The organism is Methylomonas sp. EFPC1 (genome assembly GCF_016925515.1).
GTDB lineage: Bacteria > Pseudomonadota > Gammaproteobacteria > Methylococcales > Methylomonadaceae > Methylomonas > Methylomonas defluvii.
In genome coordinates, this window is sequence record NZ_CP070494.1 from 2,924,805 (window position 1) to 2,941,045 (window position 16,241).

Below are 16,241 nucleotides of genomic sequence, written 5' to 3' on the forward strand. Positions count from 1 at the left end.
CGGATTACAACCTATGCCTGACTTCTGCTGTTTGTCATATACCACATGCGCTTTTGTTCGAGGCGGCCGCGGGCGACGCTATCCAGAATCAAACCGCAAACCGTGAATATGCCAGCCAATAGCACTATGCCTGTTGCCAGAATAGCGGTGGGAAATCTCGGTACCAAGCCAGTATCTAAATATGTCAGCAATAGCGGCAGAGCCAGAACCAGCGCAATCAGAATCAGGCCCATCGCAAGCACGCCAAAAAAACGCGCCGGACGAATTTCTTTGAACAATATCAGAAAGGTAAACAGTATTCTGAACGCATCCCGAACCGTACGCAGTTTGCTGGCGGAGCCCTCTAGGCGCGCGCCGTAATCGGTGGGCATTTCCGCGATGGGCATGCGCAATTGACTGGCATGAACGGACATTTCGGTTTCTATCTCGAAACCGCTGGATATCGCCGGAAAACTTTTTACGAAGCGCCGCGAAAAAACTCGATAGCCGGAAAAAATGTCCGTAAACAGCGGCCCGAATAGACTGCGGTACATCGCATTAAACAGCCGATTACCAAAACCATGGCCGGCCCTATGGGCATTTTCGAATACGTTACGCCGGGTACCTACAACCATATCCAAATGTTCGTCCACCAAACGCTGTATCATTTGCCCGGCAACTTTAGAATCGTAAGTGCCGTCGCCGTCGGCCATGATGTAGATATCGGCATCGACATCCGAAAACATGCGCCTGACGACGTTGCCTTTCCCCGGCCACGGTTCTGATCTCACCACCGCGCCCGCTAGAGTGGCCTCTGCAATTGTGTTATCGGAAGAACGATTGTCGTAAACGTAGACGGTAGCATCCGGAAGCTCTTTACGAAAATCGTCAACCACTTTTCTGATCGACAGCCCCTCGTTATAACAAGGCAAAAGTACGGCAATTTTGCCGATTTTGGAACCGTCCTGAGCATAACTATTCATCAACCATCCTTACTCGCTAAATATTGTTCTTGGGCATTTTCCGAGCTGTCAGAGCCGGACATTTTTGTTATTGCAACACCGCGGATGGGTGTCTTTTGGTTTTTTAACGCGAATTCGAAACCCAACCTCAATCGAGGCATTTTAGGGCCCGACTTATCGAATAAGAATATGGCGGCACGGCGATTTTAGCAAGGCAAAGCACTCACACAGAAATCCCGATTGAAAATAGCGCAAAACCGACCTGCTTCGGCGTTATTCAAAAAAATCACAGCCCAAGTACAACCGGCGACACTAAAGTTACTCAAAAATCTTGAATATCACTTCGGCGACCGACGCCACTAAATCGCCGTCGATGCTTTGTTCGCCATAGCTTTGTTGCGGGCGGGAATAGTCTTTCCGAAAGGCCTTTTTGAATTGCTCGGAGCTGGCTTTTTCTTGTTTGGCAGTGATTTTTTGCTGATTCAAAATCTGGCCGCCGGCTTTTTTCCATTCCAGCAGATGACTGATTTGTCCACCATCCAACCAGATGCCATGGCTTCTGCATTGGTCGATAATCACTCCGCTGCGATAGCCGTAGATCACCCGATTCATTAACACCTGGCACACCGGGCATTTAAGGTATTTTACGGTGGCATTTTTCGGGTAGCGGTCCTTATTAATATTGCTCAGTAGTTCCAGGTTGACGGTAACCACAGGCGCCACCGCGCTATCCAGCAAGGTTTCTATTTCACCGGGATCGAAAAATAAGCCATAGCAATTGGCGCACCGCTCGATATGTAGGGAACCGGCGGCATCCAGACTAATGGTTTGCAGGCTTTGCGCGCATTCCGGGCAAACTCGCTCGCTGGTGGCATCGATGACTTGATAGTCGTGCTTGCCTAGCAAATCGATGTCGTTGCGGACGCCGCAATAACTGCAATACTGTGTGTTGGCAGGCAAGGGTGCGGAACAACTCGTGCAGTTGGCCATGCTAAAACTTATCCAATATTTGTTGTTTCTTGGCGGCGTATTCGGTCTCGGTTATTAGCTGCGCTTCGAATAGCTGCTTCAATTCGGTCAACTTGGCGACGGTTTGATTGCTATCGGCAGCAACCTGATTAGTCGTCGCGCCCAGCGACTGGGCCATACCTTGCCCCAAGCCGATGCCCGCGCCCATCCCCATCCCAAGCCCGGCGCCGCCGCCTTCGTTGCGAGCCGCATCGCGTAAGGCGTCCAACTGCTGCACCTTGGCATAATCCAAACCCACCGCTTGCGCGGCTTGCGCTTCAGCGGTCAGGTCGGCAATACGGTTAATGCGGCGCAAAGTGTCTTCATCAAAATCAGTACCTTCGATACGAAAATCACTAATGCTAAAACCCAGCTTGCGAAACACGATGGCCAGCTTAATGGCTATGCCGCGAGCTATTTCGTCGCGGTTGGCGTCGATGTCGGCAAAGCTATACTGACATTCCGCCAGATAGTCGGAAATGGGATTAATGATCCGCGCCGAAAGAATGTTGCGGAAATCGTCAATGCGCATCTGGTTATGGCTGCCGACGATATTGACGAAAAAATCGTTGGCATCGGCTATTTGGTAGCTGTAGTTGCCGTAAGCTTTTAAAGCGACCGGGAAATGATATTTCGGGTCCTGATATTTAATTGGCGAAGTGGTGCCCCATTTCTGATCGAGAATCTTGGTTTTGCGGAAGAAATAAATCCCCACCTTATGTTCGCTCTCGAAAAACTGCATGAATTTCTTGATCGTAGTCCAAAACGGCACGTTATCGGTTTCTAAATTGATCATGCATTGTTCTTCGATCACCGCTTTGACCTGGCCCTGATACACGAAAATACAGCCCTGCCCCGGACCGACGATTAATTTGGAGGCATTTTTGATTTCGTCGCCGTTTTCAGTCCATTGTGCCAACAACAGATCTGGATCGGGGTTTTCCCATTCGATAACCGAACGTAGTTGCCGTCTGATACCGTCTATAAATGCCATTACTACCCTCGCTGGACTGGAGAAGAATCGATTAATTGCGTAACATCGCGGTTTAATTATGGCAAAGAACCGGAGTTGCGGTGGCAATCAGAGCATATAAAGGCAAACAACCCAAGGTCGGCAAAAACGTGCACATCGACGAAGCGGCGGTCGTGATCGGCGATGTGAGAATAGGCGACGATGTATCGGTATGGCCGACCACGGTGATACGCGGAGACGTCGAAGCTATTACCATCGGCGAAGGCACCAACGTTCAGGATGGCTCGGTGTTGCATGTTTCCCACGCCGGCGACTATTCGCCGCAAGGCCATCCGTTGACAATCGGTAAAGGCGTCACTATCGGTCATCGCGCCGTAGTGCATGCCTGTACGATAGGCGATTATTGTCTCATCGGCATAGGTGCAATTGTGATGGATGATGCCGAACTGGGAGATTATGTGATGCTGGGTGCCGGTGCTTTAGTGCCGCCCGGCAAGAAGCTGGAAGGCGGTTATTTATATGTCGGTACACCCGCCAAACAAATCCGGGCTTTGACCGATGACGAAAAAGCTTTTCTGGAATATTCGGCCAAACATTATGTGAAGTTGAAAAACGACTATTTAGCTGAATTAGAGTAAATTTCATACTCTCTAGGCTGTATCGGCGCTTTGCATCCGACAGCCTATCATGTAACTAGCCGGCGTCATCTAAAACCGGCTAGACCCTTCAGGGAAGAGCTTAATGAATATGCACTTCCCGCGATTTGGATTTATCGCTTCTTGCCAGCGTGTAATCGTCCTGGTCGCCGAGCATGGGCGTACCGTCGCTATTCAGGTGTATCAACGTTCCTTCGTCTTTGATGCTGAATTTGCGATTCAGATCGCCTTTATTGGAGGTTAACGACAGTATGTGAGTTTTGTCATCCCAGTCGTACTTGCCTTTCTCGTAAAACTCTCTGGAAGAGGCTTTTGCGTATTGAGTGACCAATAAGTAATTGTTCTTTTGTTTCAAAGACAAGGTCATTTTGAAACCATCACAATCTTTTTCCTTGCAGGGCAAATAACCGTAAAACACGCCGCGAAATCCCTCGGTTTTGTCCGCGAGTTCCGCATGGGCGGAATGATCCATGTCTTTCTGATGAATCAATTCCCGCGCTTTAAGCGTTTTTTCCTGGAGTTGCTTATCGGATTCCGCCCAAGCCGGGTTTAGCGCCGGAAGCAATGCACCTAAAAAAATCACCGTCACATATTTTTTAATTTTTCTAGTCAATGTTTGCATATGAGATTTTTCTATTTCTGTGAGTAAAGTAATTAGACAAGAACAGCATCGAAGACTACCAGGATAATCGCCAATTTCAACTTCGCGAATATTTTATCGCCGGTAGATGCTGCTTTTTCCAGACTTTTCAAATAAAGCGCCGTCGGCTTTTTACGCCAAATCGCGCCTGATCAGATTGGGGAGAGCAGATAATAGTGCAAAATCCAAACACCACTTGCAGACAGTCTTTGCGAAAACAACGGCAAACGTATAATATTGATACGATATTTGTTTGACAAGCCCGCGCATTTCTTTTATTGTTTCGATTCGCTACCATGAAGCAGCTCAGAAATGCCTAAATCAGGTGTTTTCAATCCGTAGCTGCTTACATGGAGGTGTAACGCAATTCCTGGCTGATGCATTCAATGCTTTCAGCGAAATATTCGATCTGGCTCGACGGCGCGAGCATGCTATAGGTATCGGAGAAATCGCTAAGATTGACGTCAAATCAGTGCCGGCCCCGTTAAAGGGCGAACAGGTTTTTCAATACAAATTCGGTTCGGCACTGGCCGATTTATTATTATAAGAGGTAAAACCATGACAGAAGTAAAACAAGAAAAAGATAACTTCGTGTTGTATTTGGTGCTGGCTACCGCAGTTGTTGTTGGCGCCATCCTGGCGGTAAAAATGAGCGAAAACGAAAAATTTGCCCCCATCAAGGATCAAATTGCCGAAGAGAATCGCTTAATGAACATCCGAGTCATCGGCAACCGCGAGGATTAATATGATGAAAACCACTTTTATCGGCACCTTGTTAGCCTCTTTATTGTTAGCTAGCCCCGTCCAGGCTACCGAATATATTTATCGAGACATAATGGCGAACACTCTGGCCCCCGAGCACTGCCAAGTTGAGAGCAAAGCCAAGGAAAATGCTGCCAAAAACTACAATATCGACAGATTCAGCAAAAAATTCTGCCAGTCCCAAGGTTACGGCTGGCATGTCGACGAGGTAAAAAGCACTGGTAACACAGTTTGCGACACCTGTAGCAACCCACAGGAAGCAAAATGCCGTCAGGAAGATGTCGTAGTGAGTTGCAAACGAATTAAACCGGGTACGGTAGGTATGTTGCCCGGCAAAGGATAAGCTAAAGTCCACCCAAGGGATCGGTAATCCCGGCTTTTCCACACCTGAAGCCGCCGGAAAACGAAGTTGACCGGCGGCCCAGCCAGCCTGAATCAGGGCTGCAACCATTCGATAATATGATCTTCCAGATCGGTAACCTGCGACTCTTTAACCGCATAACTGCTGATAGACACCCCCGCCTCTTTCACCGACTCGCGAGTCCCGGTGATCAAGGGATGCCAGCTAGGCAACGATTCACCGTCGGTTAACAAGCGGTATGCACAGGTTGACGGCAACCAGTTGTATTCGGCAAAGTCATGTTGCTTCAAGTCGATGCATTCCGGCACCAGCGTGCAACGCTCGCTATAACGAGTGCAACGACAGGTTTCTAAATCGATCAAATCGCACGCCACGCTGGTAAAAGCAATTTCTCCGGTGTCTTCGTCTTCCAGCTTGTTCAAACAACACTTGCCGCAGTTATCGCACAGCGACTCCCACTCTTCCGTGCTCATTTGCGCCAGGGTCTTGGTTTCCCAAAAATTCATAGGCTTATTGCGGTTTTAGTTGCCGCAACTGATAGTGCAACACCGCCCAGGAACCAAGTACCGCCAGCATGGACGAAATCATCAATAGCAAAATAAACTCCGAGAAACTCAAAAACAGTAAGTCGAATGAACTGTTATACAAGGTCGATAGTTTCTCCACCGGCGTTTCCAGGATCAACAGCATGATAGTCATGATCAACCAACCGAGAAAACCCGAGATAAAACCCAGCCAGAAACCGGTGTACAAAAACGGCCGTTGAATAAAAGCATGGGTAGCGCCGACCAGTTTAGAAATAAACACTTCGTCCTGGCGATTCTGCAACTCCAGACGAATGGTATTGCCGGTAATGAACGTTACCGCAAACCCCAGTAACAGACTGACCAACATCACACCGCGGCTGGCAATCAGCATGATGGTTTGCAAGCGTGCTACCCATTGCATATCCACCTGCACGAAATCGACTTGCGGGAATTGTTTAAAATCGGACATCAATTTTTCGATGTCTTCGTTGCTTTCCAGCGCATTTTTGGGCACTACTTGAATCACGCTCGGCAAGGGATTTCGTTCCAGCGCATTCAACGCATCGCTGAAGCCGCTATTGGCTTTGAACTCTTCCAGCGCCTGTTTCTTGCTGATGAATTTGACTTCCATGACACTACCGTTTTGCTGGATTTGCTCGGCGAGTTTCTGCCCGGCCGCATCGGTAATGTTGTCGTGCAAAAACAAGGACATCTGATTGCTGGACTCCAGATTGCCGGTTAATTGCTGGATGTTGGCGACCACGATATAAAAACTGCTGGCCAAGGAAATGGCGATGGCCAATACCAGAATGGTCATGGTGGAAGTAAAAGGCGTGCGGCTCAGCCGGCCTAGACTGGAGAACAGTCCATGGGCATGGTTGAGCATATAGGCATGGAATAATTCCAGCAGCCTGCTACCGGTTTGTCTGCGGTGATTGCGTTTCATCGTCAACTCGCTATCAAATGACCTTTATCGAGCGTCAATACTCGATGGCCGAGATGATTAATCAACTCTATATCGTGGCTGGCTATCAACACCGTCACCCCGACCTGTTTGAATTGCTCGAACATGAACATCACTTCGGCGGACAGATCCGGGTCCAAGTTGCCCGTCGGCTCGTCGGCCAGAATTAATTTAGGTTTATTGACAATGGCTCGGGCGATACCTACGCGCTGTTGTTCCCCACCGGACAGGGCCAAGGGATGTTTCCTTTCCTTGCCTAACAGACCCACTTTATCCAGGGATGCCCGCACCCGCCGCGCCACTTCCTGGTGGTTATAACCCGAGACTACCAACGGCAGGGCCACATTATCGAATACCGTTCTATCGTTCAGCAGTTTGTAATCCTGAAAAATCAGGCCCAGATTACGACGCATGTAGGGAATCTTCCGTTCGCCGATGCGCGTAATATCCTGGCCATCCAGCAACACGCTGCCGCGCGTGCATTGCTCCATCATCGCGATCAACTTCAGCAACGTACTTTTGCCGGCACCGGAACGGCCGGTTAAAAATGCCATTTCGCCGCGATGCAAATGAAAGCTGACATCGGTCAAGGCTTCGCCGGCATCGGGATAGCGTTTGCTTACGTGTTCGAATCTCAACATGGTATCTGACTACTGCGCATCACTCTTGAACAAACAGGGCATCGACGAAGGTTTGCGCATTGAAATCCTGCAAATCGTCAATCTGCTCGCCCACACCGATAAAACGAATCGGAATATGCAGTTGATTAGCCAGCGCGAATATAATGCCACCCTTGGCGGTGCCGTCCAGCTTGGTCAAGGCAATGCCGGTCAGTTCTACCGCTTCGTTGAATAGTTTAGCTTGCGACAAAGCATTTTGCCCGGTGCCCGCATCCAGTATCAGCAATACCTCGTGCGGGGCTGACTCGTCCAGTTTGCCCATGATCCGTTTGATTTTTTTCAATTCGTCCATCAAGTTGGACTTGGTATGCAAACGTCCGGCGGTATCGGCGATCAATACATCCACCCCTTTGGCTTTGGCTGACTGTAAGGCATCGAAAATCACCGATGCGGAATCGGCGCCGGTATGCTGTGCCACGACTTGAATATCGTTGCGCTCGCCCCAGGTTTGCAATTGCTCGACTGCGGCGGCCCTGAAAGTATCGCCCGCCGCCAACATGACGCTATGGCCTTGTTGCTGCAAGCGTTTAGCCAGTTTACCGATCGAAGTTGTCTTGCCGGCACCGTTAACACCCACCACCAAAATTACGAACGGCCCATCTTGTTTGGGAATTTGCAACGGCAGGCTGCAAGGTTCCAGCATCGCTAATAAATTTTGCTTCAAGGTTTGGCTCAATAATTGGCCGTCGCTGAGTTGATCGCGCTCCAAACTATCGGTCAGCTGTTTAATCAATTGCGTGGTGGTTTCGATGCCCAAGTCGGCCATCAATAATTGGGCTTCAATGTCGGCCAATAACTCCTTGGTCAGCGCCTTTTGCCCGAATGCCAAGCTGCTCAGTACCCCGCCCAGGCCGGTTCTGGTTTTTTTCAGCTGAGTGGTTAAACGCAAATATAAAGAATCTTCGCTGCTAACCTGAGTTACTTCCGCGGGCACCTGTTCGGTTGCAACAGTCTCAGAGGCTTCGAAGGCTACACTTTCGTCCTCGGTTCCCGTGCGATAACGGCTGTAAAATAGAATCCCCAGCAACGGCAACATCAGCAACGCAGCGACCGCATTATGCGCAACGGCCAACGCCAGAGGCAGCTGGTACTTGACGCTAAAAATCCCTAGTGCGATCTGCAGTAATAACAGCATACTGAGGATATTTCCCGCCAACCGCACCGGTTTTGGATGGCGTTCCGAAGTTGCGGACAACATCAAAGCGCTGAGCACCAGGAAAGTGAAAGCAGCCAAAACGCGATGCAATGCCTGTATCGCCATTTTCGCATCGGCGGAAAGACCGCTGTCCCTAAACAGATCCAAAATACTCAGATAATTGCCGCCCGGTAACCATTCGCCGTTACAACGCGGAAAATCGCTACACGCTAGGCCGGCATAGTTGCTACTGACCCACCCGCCCAGCACAATCTGCGCAAGCAAGACCAGTATCGCCAAACCGGTAAATAGGATGGGGCCGGAACGAACCGGCCTTGCTTCGGCAGCCGGATTAAGCCGCAAATAGCTCCAACCTAAAGTCCAAAACGTAAAAAAACCCAACAACAGATGCGCTGTTACGACGCCGGGTCGCGTGCCGGATGTCACCGTCCACATGCCCAAACCGGCTTGCCCGGCTATCAACAGCAATACCAGAGTGGTCAGCATGACTGCAGGCGAACGCGGTTTTTCCCTCCACGCCAATCCAAACCAAACCAACACCAATAGCGCCAAGCCGCCAGCCAAATAGCGGTGGGCCATTTCTTTCCAAGCTTTTGCGGTATCCAAGGCATACTGCGGAAAGACAGCAGCCGCATCGGCTTTAAATTCCACGCTGTCACTGACGAAAGCCTTGCCGTAACAGCCAGGCCAGTCCGGGCAACCCAAGCCGGCGTGGGTTAAGCGCACATACGCGCCGACGATGATGACTAGCAGCGCCAACAACGCGCAGCACAGAGTTAGTTTTCTGAACATATTTCTAACCGATTTGTGAAATTCTGAGTAACTTGCTTAAGTCGCTTTTGACTTGGTAAGGATCGTAGCCCGGAGCGTATTGCATCATCAGATTTCCTAGTGGGTCCATGATGATCAGCATGCCTTCCGGCAAGGGCTGCGCGTTTAATTGTGTTAACTTTTCCTTTAAGGAGACGGCTGGCAAGGCTTTTAATAAGCGACCGTCATCGCGCCATTCCGCCGGCAGCTGATAAGTTTTTTCAAACAACACCGCCAAGCGGCGAATCCGGGCAATATCCTTACCCATCATCAATGTCAGTTGATGGGTTTTATACAAGGCATCGCGACAGGTTTCCCCGCAGTCCCTCGGCACAGGATTGACCAACACCCAATGGCCTTTCAACTCCTGCATATTTTGCGCAGAAAATGTGTCGTAACCGGAAAATTCATCAGCCGAGGTTACTTGCGGTGGAGTGATCAGCACGCCATTGTTGGTGCCTAGCCTAACGATGTCCGGATTTTTCGCCAAAAACCACGCAAACCCAAAGGGCACGATGGACATGGCGAATATCACTACGATGGTGATGCGGTTTTTTTTATATTGATTATCCACGGTGTATTTTTCGACTGCTAATCCAAATAAATAGGGCTGTTAAGGTCAGCGCTAAGCCGAACCATTGTACTGCATAGGCCCTATGTTTTTCAGGTGGGATTGCCACAGCAATCTTCCATTGCCGTTGATAGCCATCGGGCTGCGCCGAGTCGAGTTCGATCTGATAATCGGCCAACGCATATCCCAACCTATCCGCCAAGAGTTGGCCATCTATTACTTGTACTCTGACCGGCCAAGTTTCCCCCGGAATTTCCGCACCTTTTAATTTCAGACCTGGCTCAGGAAAACGGTTAATTCTGCCACGTACTTGCTGCGTCACAGTGCTGATACCAATGTCCGGCAAAACTTCGCGGGAAGCGCCTAACGGAATCCAACCACGGTTCACTAATATGCCAGGCTGACCGCTATCGGGCAAAAACGGCGTTAAAACCAGGTAGCCGGGTTTGCCGTTTAGCGTTTGGTTATCGATCAAAACCTGATGGTTAATATCGTAGTGCCCAGTCACTAAAACCGGCCGATAGCGCAAAACATCCTTATCTATTCCGGTTTGAGGCGTTAAATCCAAGGCTTCCGCATTGACAGCATCTTGCTGTTGCGCCAGTAAAACCGACTTCTGTTCGCCGCGTCCCAATTGCCAAACCCCCAAACCGCACAACAAACCGAATAACAGCAGGTATCCGCTTAAGGCGAGTAATGAACAACGGAATTCGATACCCCGCATACTAAATTTGATCATCGGTGACTGCTCCTGGGTGGATATGTGCTATTGGCAAGCGTACCTGAATCGCCGAGAATGCAGGTTTTTATTTATTATTGCCGCCATGCTCATCAAAACGCTCACTATCGTCGCATTCCTGGCCATCGTCATCAGCCTCGGGTCCGCGCTGTTTCATATTGTCAAACACAAGGAAGACAGCGATTCGGCCAAGACCGCCAAGGCTTTAACCATGCGTATCGGTCTCTCGCTGGCCTTATTCGTCCTACTGTTCATCGCGTACGCCACAGGCATGGTTCAACCCCACGGCATCGGTGCCCGCATGCATGCCAACCAAAATCCAGCAACTGCAACGTCAAACCCTTAAAAATCGACAAAAAAAAAGCGCGATCCGTAAAGACCGCGCTTTTTCCGGTTTGATTAACAGCTGTTACATCATGTAAACAAACACGAACAGACCCAACCAGACCACGTCGACAAAATGCCAGTACCAAGCGGCTGCTTCAAAGGCAAAGTGGTTTTCCGGGGTGAAATGACCTTTCCAGCTTCTGAACAACACGACCGATAAAATAATTGCACCGACACAGACATGGAAACCGTGAAAACCGGTCAACATAAAAAAGGTTGAACCGTAGATGCCCGAACCCAGAGTCAAACCCATTTCATGGTAGGCTTCGTAATACTCGGTCGCTTGGAATGCTACGAACAAAAAGCCCAAACCAACAGTAGCGATCAAACCTTTGATCAGTTGATCGCGATTTTTTGCTAACAAACCGTGATGCGCCCAAGTACAAGTTACACCGCTGGACAACAGCAACAAGGTATTCAGAAACGGTAAACCAAACGCACCCATCGGTTCGAAATCACCACCTACTTTACCGGGACCGTTGGTAGGCCAAACTGATTGAAAAGCCGGCCACAAAGTATCGTGTGTCGAACGGCCCGGCCCGCTTGGAAAGCCGGTTTCACCCAGCCAAGACACGGACAAATTACGTGTGTACCAAAGTGCACCGAAGAAAACGGCGAAGAACATGACTTCGGAAAAAATGAACCACATCATGCCCATACGATAAGAAATACCGACACCGTGGTTGTACATACCGGATTCGCTCTCCGTAGACTGCAACGCAAACCACAAACCAAGCATCACCAAAAATATCACAAAACCCGTCAGCATCATGCCGGAACCGATCGACGAACCGTTCAGATGATTAGCAAACCCCGCCAGCGTCATCATCAAACCGCCGGTAGCCAAAACCGGCCATACGGCTTTATGCGGTATGTAATAACTATCGTGTGTAGACATATCCTTCCCCTCTATTTTTTACTGATGTTAGTGTTATCAAAAAAAGTGTATGCAAGCGTGACGGTCTTATAGCGTTCGGGTAACGCCGGCTCTACAACGAAACGGACCGGCATGGTTTTTTCTTCGTTTGCTGCAAAAGTTTGTTCAGAAAAGCAAAAACACTGAGTCTTTTTAAAAAACTCTGCCGCCAAGCCGGGAGTAATACTAGGTATCGCTTGGGCAATCATCGGCTTGTTAGTGGTATTTTTGGCATAAAAATTAACGGTGTAGTATTCACCGGGATGCACTTTCATGCTTTTCACTTCTGAACGGAACAACATCGGAGTGGACTCGTTTAAGGACGTGAGAAACTCGACAGTCACCTCCCTATTTTTATCCACCTGATACGCCGCCTCCTGAACCGCTTGACCTTCAACTTTACCGTTCAAACCGGTTAAATCGCAAAGCACATCGTAAAGTGGCACCAGAGCATAACCAAAACCAAACATGGCAATTGCGACAAGCGCCAGCTTACGGACCAACTTGATATTTTTTTGCCCAATATCGTCGCTCATTGCGAGATAGCCTTAATAACCGCAAATACGTATATCGTAAAGGCCACCGCAAACAACACCAAAGCGGTCAAAATGTTTTTCTTTTTTGTATCCATTTCATTACCCAATAAGCCATGTCAAATGACATGGCTTATTTCAGTCACTCATTTCAAGCCTTAAAAATGCTCGGTAGGGATTCTCGCCGGCGGTGTGCTGAAGGTGTGATAAGGCGCAGGCGAAGGCACGGTCCATTCCAGACTGTGTTTGCTGGCATCTTCCCAAACCTCGTCACTCACTTTTTCGCCGGTTCCACCGCGGATGGTGTCGATGACGATGTAAACAAACAACAGCTGGCTAAAACCGTAGATGAAAGCACCAATACTGGACACCATATTCCAATCGGCGAATTGAATCGCATAATCGGGGATACGACGCGGCATACCAGCCAAACCCAGGAAATGTTGCGGGAAGAACAAGATGTTCACCGATACCGCTGACAACCAAAAATGCAGCTTGCCGATCTTCTCGTTGTACATATTGCCGGTCCATTTAGGTAACCAGAAATAACCGGCAGCCATCAGAATGAAAATAGACGCAGGCACCAAGGTGTAGTGGAAGTGGGCAACGATGAAATAGGTATCGTGGTATTGAAAATCCACCGGCGCTACCGACATCATCAAGCCAGTGAAACCACCCATCGTGAACAGCACCACAAACGCAATCGAAAACAGCATCGGCGTTTCGAAGGTCATAGAGCCCTTCCACATCGTAGCGGTCCAGTTGAACACTTTTACGCCGGTCGGAATCGCAATCAGCATGGTGGCGTACATAAAGTACAACTCACCGGCGACTGGCATACCCACGGTAAACATGTGGTGAGCCCAAACGATGAAAGACAAGAAGGCAATCGCACCGGTCGCATACACCATAGAGGCATATCCAAACAGCGGCTTACGGGCAAATACCGGAATGATGGTCGACGCCACACCGAAGGTCGGCAGAATCATGACATACACTTCAGGGTGTCCGAAGAACCAGAAGATGTGTTGGTACAACACTGGGTCACCACCGCCGGCTGCATCGAAGAAGCTGGTGTCGAAGAATTTGTCGGTCAACAACATGGTTACCGCACCGGCAAATACCGGCATGATAGCGATCAACAAGAAGGCAGTAATCAACCAAGTCCACACGAACAATGGCATTTTCATCAAGGTCATGCCAGGCGCGCGCATATTAAAAATGGTGGCGATCACATTGATAGCACCCATGATGGATGAGATACCCAACAAATGCACAGAGAAAATAGCGAACGGGAAGGATTTACCGTTTTGGAAAACCAAGGGCGGATAAAAAGTCCAACCACCCGATGGCGCGCCACCTTCCATGAACAAAGTGCTGGCCAACAATAATACGCCTGCCACCAACATCCAGAAGCTCATGTTGTTCATCCGTGGCAAGGCCATATCCGGCGCACCGATCATCATCGGAATCATCCAGTTTGCCAAGCCAACGAACGCCGGCATGACGGCGCCGAACACCATCACCAAAGCATGCATGGTGGTCATGGAGTTAAAGAAGTTTGGATCGACAAATTGCAGGCCTGGCTCGAATAATTCAGAGCGTATAACCAATGCCATGGCACCACCGACAAAAAACATTGCCAGGCCGAATACCAGATACAAGGTGCCTATATCTTTGTGGTTGGTGGTAAATATCCACCGTAAAACGCCCTTCTCAGGGCCGTGATCGTGGTGATCGTGATGATCATCATGTTCAGCTACGACAGCAGTCATACTTTATACCTCAGCAAAAATTAGAAAATGAGTTCATTGCGAAAATCAGTGAATTACTCATCATCGTCCCATTTAGGTGTGATTTTATTAGGCTGAATCTCATCACCCACGTTGTTACCCAATGCCGGCGCGTTTCTGATGTAAGTGATCAGTTCGGCCAATTCGTCATCCGGCAATTTTTTGAAGGCCGGCATTTTGCTCGTACCTGCCTGAATAAAACCAATCAGCTGATCCATATTGCCGGTGACTTTCGCGCTGCCTCGCAAAGCGGGGAACCAACCGGAGATGCCGTTACCATCGATCTGGTGGCAAGCCACGCAGTTTTTCAGATAAACAGATTCACCTTTTGCCATCAGCGTGTTGCGGGTTTGGTCGCTCAAATCAGGTGCTTGGTTCTGTTTCTCCAGAGTCGCTTTCACCCAGGCGTCGTATTGATCCTGTTCCATCGCCACCACTACCACAGGCATAAAGCCATGGTCTCGACCGCATAGCTCGGTACATTGGCCGCGGTAAGTGCCTGGTTTATCAACTGAAGTCCAAGCTTCGTTGATAAAACCGGGGTTGGCGTCTTTTTTCCAGCCCAGATCAGGCACCCACCAGGAGTGAATCACGTCGCCAGCAGTAAACAGAAAGCGGATTTTCTTACCGACCGGCACCACCAGCGGCTTGTCCACGTTCAACAAGTAATTGGGCACGTTACGCGGGTCCATGGAACTGACCCTATGAGTTTTTTCGCTGGCCTCGTCTAAATGGCTTTCGAAATGCACGCCGCTATCCAGGTATTCATACTCCCAATACCATTGTTTACCGGTGACTTTAATGCTCATCTCTGAGTCCTGCACCTTGTCCAAATCGATTACGGCTTTGGTGGCAGGAATCGCCATACCCACCAGAATCAGGGTAGGAATGATGGTCCAGATGATCTCAACAGTCGTATTCTCATGAAACTGCTCGGCTTTATGGCCCTTTGATTTACGATGATGATAAATCGAGTAAAACATAGTGCCGAACACCGCGATCCCAATAAACACGCAGATCCACAGAATCAGCATGTGCAAATCGTAGAGCTCGTTACTGAGTTGCGTCACGCCCTTCATCAGGTTGAGTGTATAGTCCGCATGCGCAGTCCCCAAGCCTAAAGCCATCAGGACTAAACAAGCGAGCAGTTGCTTTGTTTTCTTCACGGAGCAGCCTCCCCATTGGTAGTTATAAACTTGTATGCGTTATATCTTCGTAATATCGTCGCAAGACCCTTTAACCGGCGAACAATTCCATTTACTGATAATTATCATAAATTAACTGGGCAATTTTAACCCATGACTCACCCACAAACCAGAAGAGGTTTTCCCGTTTGTAAAAAATACACATAAAAAAGGCTTGGGAGCATCGCTGCTCGCAAGCCTTTTGTTGCGTAATAGAGACAGATTTATGCTGTCATTACTTCAATGCTTCAGAATACGCCATGTCGAATTTAGGAATATGGCTATCCAACCAGCTTTTGACCAATTGCCCCACGTCTTCGGTGACTTCGGCTTCGCCAGCATGAAATTTTTTCTGTAAATCCGCGCAGATACCGATCAACGCTTCGTGCTCGGCTTTGTGCCTATCATAACCAGCAAAGCCCTTTGCCACCATTTCCTTTTCTTCGTGAGCAAAGTGATCAACCACATAGGCAATCAGTGCATCCAGCGAAGCGCCAACGGTTGCGCGCGCGGCGCCGCCCGTGGCTTCATCGTACAGTTTATTCAGCAAACCGAACAAGGTTTGGTGCTCTTGGTCGGCAAATCCGACATTAGTGCCATATTGAGCCGCAGTCCAAGTAATTAAAGCCATATAACGTCT

20 protein-coding genes are annotated in these 16,241 nt (G+C 49.2%); 4 read left to right on the forward strand and 16 right to left on the reverse strand.

Annotated elements, in window-relative coordinates; genetic code table 11:
- Positions 1–11: 11 nt before the first annotated feature.
- From JWZ98_RS13450 to JWZ98_RS13460, 3 genes are all read right to left on the reverse strand, one after another.
- Positions 12–962: a glycosyltransferase gene (locus JWZ98_RS13450; RefSeq protein ID WP_051669954.1), complete on the reverse strand. Its 951-nt coding sequence runs from the start codon at positions 960–962 to the stop codon at positions 12–14.
- Between the two features lie 297 nt (positions 963–1,259).
- Positions 1,260–1,931 carry a zf-TFIIB domain-containing protein gene (locus JWZ98_RS13455; protein ID WP_205450423.1) on the reverse strand — a complete coding sequence of 224 codons (672 nt, stop codon included), beginning with the start codon at positions 1,929–1,931 and terminating at the stop codon, positions 1,260–1,262.
- Between the two features lies 1 nt (position 1,932).
- Entirely contained in the window at positions 1,933–2,943 is a 1,011-nt protein-coding gene (locus JWZ98_RS13460; RefSeq protein ID WP_205450424.1) for an SPFH domain-containing protein, read from the reverse strand.
- 80 nt (positions 2,944–3,023) lie between these two features.
- Between JWZ98_RS13460 and JWZ98_RS13465 the strand changes: the two genes are divergently transcribed.
- Positions 3,024–3,560, forward strand: a complete 537-nt coding sequence (locus tag JWZ98_RS13465; RefSeq protein WP_205450425.1) for a gamma carbonic anhydrase family protein — start codon at positions 3,024–3,026, stop codon at positions 3,558–3,560.
- A gap of 100 nt (positions 3,561–3,660) precedes the next feature.
- Here JWZ98_RS13465 and JWZ98_RS13470 read toward each other — a convergent pair whose 3' ends face one another.
- On the reverse strand, positions 3,661–4,200 hold the full coding sequence (locus JWZ98_RS13470) for a copper resistance protein NlpE (RefSeq protein WP_033156563.1): 540 nt from the start codon (positions 4,198–4,200) through the stop codon (positions 3,661–3,663).
- 271 nt (positions 4,201–4,471) lie between these two features.
- Here JWZ98_RS13470 and JWZ98_RS13475 point away from each other — a divergent pair, with 271 nt between their 5' ends.
- On the forward strand, positions 4,472–4,765 hold the full coding sequence (locus tag JWZ98_RS13475; RefSeq protein ID WP_101051954.1) for a hypothetical protein: 294 nt from the start codon (positions 4,472–4,474) through the stop codon (positions 4,763–4,765).
- Positions 4,766–4,776: 11 nt separating this feature from the next.
- Positions 4,777–4,962, forward strand: a complete 186-nt coding sequence (locus JWZ98_RS13480) for a hypothetical protein (protein ID WP_033156565.1) — start codon at positions 4,777–4,779, stop codon at positions 4,960–4,962.
- 46 nt (positions 4,963–5,008) lie between these two features.
- Here JWZ98_RS13480 and JWZ98_RS23510 read toward each other — a convergent pair whose 3' ends face one another.
- The 7 genes from JWZ98_RS23510 to JWZ98_RS13515 are packed head-to-tail and all read right to left on the reverse strand — an operon-like array spanning position 5,009 to position 10,788.
- Positions 5,009–5,431, reverse strand: a complete 423-nt coding sequence (locus JWZ98_RS23510) for a hypothetical protein (protein WP_165385948.1) — start codon at positions 5,429–5,431, stop codon at positions 5,009–5,011.
- Positions 5,416–5,847: a YcgN family cysteine cluster protein gene (locus tag JWZ98_RS13490; RefSeq protein WP_033156566.1), complete on the reverse strand. Its 432-nt coding sequence runs from the start codon at positions 5,845–5,847 to the stop codon at positions 5,416–5,418. The genes JWZ98_RS23510 and JWZ98_RS13490 overlap by 16 nt, the downstream gene beginning before the upstream one ends.
- A 4-nt stretch (positions 5,848–5,851) precedes the next feature.
- Positions 5,852–6,814, reverse strand: a complete 963-nt coding sequence (gene ftsX, locus JWZ98_RS13495; protein ID WP_033156567.1) for a permease-like cell division protein FtsX — start codon at positions 6,812–6,814, stop codon at positions 5,852–5,854.
- 2 nt (positions 6,815–6,816) lie between these two features.
- Positions 6,817–7,473 (reverse strand): cell division ATP-binding protein FtsE, encoded by a 657-nt coding sequence (gene ftsE / locus JWZ98_RS13500; protein WP_033156568.1) that lies wholly within the window; start codon positions 7,471–7,473, stop codon positions 6,817–6,819.
- Between the two features lie 19 nt (positions 7,474–7,492).
- Positions 7,493–9,460: a signal recognition particle-docking protein FtsY gene (gene ftsY / locus JWZ98_RS13505; protein ID WP_205450426.1), complete on the reverse strand. Its 1,968-nt coding sequence runs from the start codon at positions 9,458–9,460 to the stop codon at positions 7,493–7,495.
- Positions 9,461–9,464: 4 nt separating this feature from the next.
- Positions 9,465–10,052, reverse strand: a complete 588-nt coding sequence (locus JWZ98_RS13510) for a hypothetical protein (protein WP_033156570.1) — start codon at positions 10,050–10,052, stop codon at positions 9,465–9,467.
- Positions 10,045–10,788 carry an SURF1 family protein gene (locus tag JWZ98_RS13515; RefSeq protein ID WP_033156571.1) on the reverse strand — a complete coding sequence of 248 codons (744 nt, stop codon included), beginning with the start codon at positions 10,786–10,788 and terminating at the stop codon, positions 10,045–10,047. The genes JWZ98_RS13510 and JWZ98_RS13515 overlap by 8 nt, the downstream gene beginning before the upstream one ends.
- Positions 10,789–10,873: 85 nt before the next feature.
- Between JWZ98_RS13515 and JWZ98_RS13520 the strand changes: the two genes are divergently transcribed.
- Entirely contained in the window at positions 10,874–11,134 is a 261-nt protein-coding gene (locus tag JWZ98_RS13520; RefSeq protein WP_033156739.1) for a twin transmembrane helix small protein, read from the forward strand.
- A 63-nt stretch (positions 11,135–11,197) separates the two neighbouring features.
- On the opposite strand, the gene JWZ98_RS13525 is transcribed toward JWZ98_RS13520, so the two are convergent.
- The 5 genes from JWZ98_RS13525 to JWZ98_RS13545 all read right to left on the reverse strand — a co-directional run bounded on the left by JWZ98_RS13525 (position 11,198) and on the right by JWZ98_RS13545 (position 16,232).
- Entirely contained in the window at positions 11,198–12,073 is an 876-nt protein-coding gene (locus JWZ98_RS13525) for a cytochrome c oxidase subunit 3 (RefSeq protein ID WP_033156572.1), read from the reverse strand.
- Between the two features lie 11 nt (positions 12,074–12,084).
- Positions 12,085–12,627: a cytochrome c oxidase assembly protein gene (locus JWZ98_RS13530; RefSeq protein ID WP_205450427.1), complete on the reverse strand. Its 543-nt coding sequence runs from the start codon at positions 12,625–12,627 to the stop codon at positions 12,085–12,087.
- A 155-nt stretch (positions 12,628–12,782) separates the two neighbouring features.
- Positions 12,783–14,399 carry a cytochrome c oxidase subunit I gene (gene ctaD, locus JWZ98_RS13535; protein WP_033156574.1) on the reverse strand — a complete coding sequence of 539 codons (1,617 nt, stop codon included), beginning with the start codon at positions 14,397–14,399 and terminating at the stop codon, positions 12,783–12,785.
- Positions 14,400–14,452: 53 nt separating this feature from the next.
- A complete protein-coding gene (gene coxB, locus JWZ98_RS13540) occupies positions 14,453–15,583 on the reverse strand; it encodes a cytochrome c oxidase subunit II (RefSeq protein WP_033156575.1) in 1,131 nt (376 codons plus the stop codon).
- Between the two features lie 253 nt (positions 15,584–15,836).
- A complete protein-coding gene (locus JWZ98_RS13545; protein ID WP_033156576.1) occupies positions 15,837–16,232 on the reverse strand; it encodes a bacteriohemerythrin in 396 nt (131 codons plus the stop codon).
- Between the last annotated feature and the right edge of the window lie 9 nt (positions 16,233–16,241).

Bases quoted from the DNA above. Each gene is read 5' to 3' on its own strand.
- JWZ98_RS23510 (WP_165385948.1), bottom strand. From the start codon at position 5,431: ATGGTTGCAGCCCTGATTCAGGCTGGCTGGGCCGCCGGTCAACTTCGT.
- JWZ98_RS13450 (WP_051669954.1), bottom strand. From the start codon at position 962: ATGAATAGTTATGCTCAGGACGGTTCCAAAATCGGCAAAATTGCCGTA.
- JWZ98_RS13460 (WP_205450424.1), bottom strand. From the start codon at position 2,943: ATGGCATTTATAGACGGTATCAGACGGCAACTACGTTCGGTTATCGAA.
- JWZ98_RS13480 (WP_033156565.1), top strand. From the start codon at position 4,777: ATGACAGAAGTAAAACAAGAAAAAGATAACTTCGTGTTGTATTTGGTG.
- JWZ98_RS13545 (WP_033156576.1), bottom strand. From the start codon at position 16,232: ATGGCTTTAATTACTTGGACTGCGGCTCAATATGGCACTAATGTCGGA.
- ftsY (WP_205450426.1), bottom strand. From the start codon at position 9,460: ATGTTCAGAAAACTAACTCTGTGCTGCGCGTTGTTGGCGCTGCTAGTC.
- JWZ98_RS13530 (WP_205450427.1), bottom strand. From the start codon at position 12,627: ATGAGCGACGATATTGGGCAAAAAAATATCAAGTTGGTCCGTAAGCTG.
- JWZ98_RS13455 (WP_205450423.1), bottom strand. From the start codon at position 1,931: ATGGCCAACTGCACGAGTTGTTCCGCACCCTTGCCTGCCAACACACAG.
- JWZ98_RS13520 (WP_033156739.1), top strand. From the start codon at position 10,874: ATGCTCATCAAAACGCTCACTATCGTCGCATTCCTGGCCATCGTCATC.
- ftsE (WP_033156568.1), bottom strand. From the start codon at position 7,473: ATGTTGAGATTCGAACACGTAAGCAAACGCTATCCCGATGCCGGCGAA.
- JWZ98_RS13490 (WP_033156566.1), bottom strand. From the start codon at position 5,847: ATGAATTTTTGGGAAACCAAGACCCTGGCGCAAATGAGCACGGAAGAG.
- ctaD (WP_033156574.1), bottom strand. From the start codon at position 14,399: ATGACTGCTGTCGTAGCTGAACATGATGATCATCACGATCACCACGAT.
- JWZ98_RS13470 (WP_033156563.1), bottom strand. From the start codon at position 4,200: ATGCAAACATTGACTAGAAAAATTAAAAAATATGTGACGGTGATTTTT.
- JWZ98_RS13525 (WP_033156572.1), bottom strand. From the start codon at position 12,073: ATGTCTACACACGATAGTTATTACATACCGCATAAAGCCGTATGGCCG.
- JWZ98_RS13515 (WP_033156571.1), bottom strand. From the start codon at position 10,788: ATGATCAAATTTAGTATGCGGGGTATCGAATTCCGTTGTTCATTACTC.
- ftsX (WP_033156567.1), bottom strand. From the start codon at position 6,814: ATGAAACGCAATCACCGCAGACAAACCGGTAGCAGGCTGCTGGAATTA.